5 protein-coding genes are annotated in these 4,086 nt (G+C 70.7%); 4 read left to right on the top strand and 1 reads right to left on the bottom strand.

The genetic code is table 11. The features are described from left to right. On the bottom strand, positions 1-189 hold a 189-nt coding region (locus G3I65_RS30745; protein WP_160699211.1), incomplete at its 3' end, for a helix-turn-helix domain-containing protein. 147 nt (positions 190-336) lie between these two features. Between G3I65_RS30745 and G3I65_RS30750 the strand changes: the two genes are divergently transcribed. The 4 genes from G3I65_RS30750 to G3I65_RS30765 all read left to right on the top strand — a co-directional run. After that, entirely contained in the window at positions 337-1,518 is a 1,182-nt protein-coding gene (locus G3I65_RS30750; protein WP_160699212.1) for a cytochrome P450, read from the top strand. A 3-nt stretch (positions 1,519-1,521) separates the two neighbouring features. Further along, positions 1,522-2,334 (top strand): oxidoreductase, encoded by an 813-nt coding sequence (locus G3I65_RS30755; protein ID WP_160699213.1) that lies wholly within the window; start codon positions 1,522-1,524, stop codon positions 2,332-2,334. A gap of 262 nt (positions 2,335-2,596) precedes the next feature. Then, a complete protein-coding gene (locus G3I65_RS30760) occupies positions 2,597-3,124 on the top strand; it encodes a hypothetical protein (protein ID WP_160699214.1) in 528 nt (175 codons plus the stop codon). Positions 3,125-3,216: 92 nt separating this feature from the next. Then, positions 3,217-4,086: hypothetical protein (locus G3I65_RS30765; RefSeq protein ID WP_160699215.1), on the top strand; the 870-nt coding region annotated here is incomplete at its 3' end.

Here is a 4,086-nt window from a genome sequence, read left to right on the forward strand (position 1 = left end):
TCGCCACCGGGCGGCCCGTTCGGCCCGGTCGGCCTGGTACTCGTGCGCCCCGCCGTTGCGAGCGACTTCGCGCACGATCGTCGAACTCGGCCGGCCCAGCCGGCGGCCGATCTCGCCGTAGCTCAGCCCGTCCGCCAACCCGGCCGCGACGCGCTGCCGTTCCTGGTAGCTCAACCTGCCGCTCGGCATCCGATCGCCTCCTCCGCTGCGTTCAACAGCAGGCCATTGCATCGATAATCCGGGTCCTACCTGCGCAAATACAGATCCTGTGTTTGCTGGACAATGAAACACGGTCCTACCCTTTCGCACAAGTGGTTCACGGGAAGGGAGCCGGCCATGGCCAGGACACTGCCGACCGAGCGGGCGGCCGCCCGGCCGTTCGACCCGCCGCCAGGGCTGGCCGAACGGCGCGCGGAGAGTCCGCTCAGCCGCTTGGACTACCCCGACGGGCACACCGGCTGGCTGGTGACCGGGCACGCGCTGGCCCGCGAGGTCCTGGCCGACCCGCGGTTCAGCGCGCGGGCCGAACTGCGGCACCTGCCGATCCCCGGTGCTCCCGCCAGTGACCAGCCGGCGGCGCCGGGCATGTTCGGCAGCATGGACGCGCCCGGGCACACCCGCTACCGGCGGCTGCTGGCCGGTCGGTTCACCGTCCGCCGGATGCGCCGGCTGACCGAACGGATCCAGGCCATCGCCGACGAGTGCCTGACCGCCATGGCCGAGCGCGGCAGCCCGGCCGACCTGGTACCGGCGCTGGCCCAGCCGCTGCCGGCGCAGACGATCTGCGAGCTGCTCGGCGTTCCCTACGCGGATCGGGACCGGTTCCAGCGACACGCGCTCACCCTGTTCCGGCTGGACAACACCCCCGAGCAAACCGGCGCGGCCCTCGCCGCGGTCCACGAGGTCGTCAGCGAACTGGTCGCCGCCAAGCGAAAAGCACCGACCGACGACCTGCTCAGCGACCTGACCACCAGCGATCTCACCGACACCGAACTGGTCAACATCGGCTTCACGTTGCTGGCCGCGGGCCTGGACACCAGCACCAACATGCTCGCGCTCGGCGTCTTCGCGCTGCTCGAACACCCCGGCCAGCTCGCGCTGCTGCGCGCCGACCCGCGGCTGGCCGACCAAGCGGTCGAAGAACTGCTGCGCTACCTCAGCATCATCCCGTTCACGGTGCGCACGGCGCTGGAAGACCTCGAACTCGGCGGCCGGCGGGTGACCGCCGGCGAGTCGGTCACCATCTCGGTGCCCGCGGCGAACCACGACCCCGCGCACTACCCCGCACCCGAAACGCTCGACATCCGCCGCAGGTCGAGCGGGCACATCGCCTTCGGTCACGGCATCCACCAATGCCTCGGCCAGCAGCTCGCCCGCGTCCAGCTGCGAGTGGCGCTGCCCGCCGTGCTGAACAGGTTCCCGTCGCTGCGGCTGGCGGTTCCCGCCGAAGACATCGCCGTGCGCGGCGACATGCTCATCCACGGCGTGCACCAGCTACCCCTCGCCTGGGAGGACTGACCCGTGCCCGAAATCTGCTTGATCACCGGAGCATCGGCGGGCATCGGCCGCGCCACCGCGCTGGAGCTGCTGAAGGCGGGTCACGTCGTCTACGGCGCCGCCCGCCGTCTGTCCAAAATGGACGAACTGCGCGCCGCCGGCGGGCACCCGCTCGCCATGGACGCCCGCGACGAGTCCGACCTCGACCGCGTCGTCCGCACCATCCTCGACGAACAGGGCCGGATCGACGTCCTGATCAACAACGCCGGCACCGTGCTGCACGGCGCCGCCGAAGACGTCCCCCTGGACGCCGCACGCGACCAGTTCCAAGTCAATCTCTTCGCACCGGCCAGACTGGTCCAGCTCGCCCTGCCCGCCATGCGCGCGCACGGTTCGGGCCGCATCGTCAACGTCTCGTCCATCGGCGGCGAGATCAGCTTGCCGCTCGGCGCCTGGTACTACGCCTCCAAACACGCGCTCGAGGCCTACTCCGACACGCTGCGCATGGAGGTCCGGCCGTTCGGCATCGACGTCGTGATCGTTCAGCCCGGCATCATCAGGACGGAGTTCGAAGACCACACCGCCGCGGAGCTGCGGGAGCACTCCGGGCACGGCGCGTACCGGGAAATGGCCGAGGCGATGGCGCGCCAGGCCGAAACCGGCCTCGCGGACGGCACCGATCCCGCCGTCGTCGCCCAGACCATCCGGCGGGCGGTCGAAGCCGACACACCGGAGACCCGCTACGCCGTCGGCCTGCACGCCGAGAAGCTGCTGGAGCTCAACCGGAGCCTGCCCGACCGGGAATTCGACGACCTCGCCACCCGATCACTGCGCTAGCCGATCGGATTCGCCGACAGGCAGCGGGAAACACGCCCATCCGATGAACTTCCGGTGACGCGCACGCTTCGGCCCCGTGACCGATCCCGCACCCAAGACCCGACGAACGTCGGGATGTTCCGGACGGTGTGACACAAACCCTCTCCGTTGAACACTTTCGCACTGGATTCGACAGCCGGTGACTTCTTCACTGTCACCGTGCCGTCGCCGTGCCCGCGCAGGGTGACGACGCATTCCCGGTCCCCACGCGGAAGGAACACCCATGCGCCGCCTCGTTTTGCGTGCCTGCGTCACCGTCGCCGTCCTGACCACCACCGCCGGACTGGCCGGCGCGCCCGCGCACGCCGCCACCACGACCGAGACCTGCTCACAAGCCGACCTGCCGCTGCCCGACCCGGCCTGCACCCCCGGCGCGAAGAACCCGGACGTCACCCAGTCCACCATCGATTCGACGATCTGCGTGTCCGGCTGGACCGCGACGATCCGCCCGTCCACCACCTACACCAACGGGCTGAAGAAGCAAGGCATCATCGACTACGGCTACAGCGACACGAGCATGTCCGACTACGAGGAGGACCACTTCCTCCCCCTGGAACTCGGCGGCGCCCCGAAGGACCCGCTGAACCTCTGGCCCGAGCCGCACTCCGGCGACGAGAACGCCTACACCAAGGACTCCGTCGAGAACGCGGTCAAGAAGGCGGTCTGCGCCGGCCAGGTCACCCTCTCCGCCGCCCAGAACGCCATGCTCGACAACTGGACCACCGCCGAGTCCGTCCTCGGCATCGGCTGACCCCGAGCCCGGGGCACCTGGGCGGCAGGCGTGACGGACGGGCGAGCCCGAATCGCCCGTCCGTGCGGGCTCGGCCCTCTAAGGTGAAACCCGTGGAGCCAATGACCGCGATCGCCACGATCGCCGCGAAGTACGGCGCTTCCCAGCTGATCCGGGCGCTCACCGGGAACGACGAGCTCAGCGGGCTGGCCGCGGAGCTGCTAGGCGAACTGGTGGCCAGCGAAGATCGCCTGAGCGAGCAGCTGAACGGGATCGGCCGTCAGCTCGACGAGTTGCTGGACCAGCGGTACACGATCGCGTTGGGCGCCGGCCAGCGGGCGCTGCGCGACGCGAGCACGGCGCCCGAGCCGACCTCGCGGGCCGCCGAACTGGCCCGCGCGCGGGACTTGTTCCGCGAGGCCGCCGCGGCCGCTTCGGCCAAATCCCCGCTGCAGATCGCGGTGGCCGAGCGGTACGTGGCGCTGTGCTCCCTCTCCGCCGGGCGTCCCGACGCCGTGCCCGCGGCGCTGGACACGTTGAACGACGCGGCGTTCCGGGCACTGACCGAGGCGCTTCCGCTCTTCGGCCCCAAAGCCTATGACAAGGCCAGGAGCCAGCTCCCGCGGTCGAGCCGGCTGGGCCTGCGGGGCCGGCGCGAAGAGCGGATCGACGAGCTGGGCAGTGACCTCGTCGACGCGGTCGACGACGTGGTGGACCTTTCCCTCAACCTGCTTGCCGAATCCGAGGCCCTCGCGCGCGGGCTGGGCCAGAACCTCGGACCGGAAACCGACGTGGACCTGATCCTGCCTCCGGGGTACGACGACGATGAACGGCTGACCAGGACCGCACAGGTGGTCGTCCGCCCGACCGCGCCCGGACCGCTGCGGTTCGGCCCGTTGACGGTCTCCTTCGGCGAGATCAAGCCGGTCCCGGGCCGGCCGTCACCGGCCCAGCCCGGCGCCGCGGCCGCGGTGGTCGCCGCC

The sequence above is a fragment of the Amycolatopsis sp. SID8362 genome (genome assembly GCF_010550475.1).
Lineage (GTDB): Bacteria > Actinomycetota > Actinomycetes > Mycobacteriales > Pseudonocardiaceae > Amycolatopsis > Amycolatopsis eburnea.